General features: G+C 43.0%; 1 protein-coding gene and 1 pseudogene. Both read right to left on the reverse strand.

All coding sequences use genetic code 11. The annotated features are described in order from the left end of the window. Positions 1–37: 37 nt before the first annotated feature. A complete protein-coding gene (locus J7R10_RS08785) occupies positions 38–184 on the reverse strand; it encodes a hypothetical protein (protein ID WP_208436483.1) in 147 nt (48 codons plus the stop codon). Further along, positions 175–442, reverse strand: a pseudogene (locus tag J7R10_RS10110) (integrase); the annotation flags it as partial. The gene J7R10_RS08785 and the pseudogene J7R10_RS10110, both read right to left, overlap by 10 nt.

Genomic DNA, 442 nt, shown 5'->3' on the forward strand with positions numbered 1-442 from the left:
TTATGAAGGAAGATAAACATTCCCATTAGTTCCACAGTTAAAAACAAGCTGCGATGATTGCAGCCGCGACAGCGGCAATGAGATCCCCTATCGTGTTAAAAACAGCGCCAACAACGGAAGCAAGGCCAGCGGCAATCCCTTCTATCACTGTGCCTATCCAACCAAAGCTGTTGATATCAGCCATATATTTTTGGCAATTTGTTCAAGACGCAAATATCGCAATGGATATGACCTTGCTCCAGTCAAAATCAGTAACTTCAGTGCTAAATTTGAAAGGGTATCATCCTTTAACTGTGGGTAAAAAGCCGGTGCTTCTTTCCATGGCATAGCAGAATAATTTGTTGCTGACGGAGGTTATTTTCCTAAAAGCGCGCGTGCCTGCATACAAGCTTGTAGATCTACATCCATGCCAATACCCGCAGCATATTTCAAACAAATATGG

Origin of the sequence: Bartonella vinsonii subsp. berkhoffii ATCC 51672 (assembly GCF_902825225.1) — a bacterium.
GTDB lineage: Bacteria > Pseudomonadota > Alphaproteobacteria > Rhizobiales > Rhizobiaceae > Bartonella > Bartonella berkhoffii.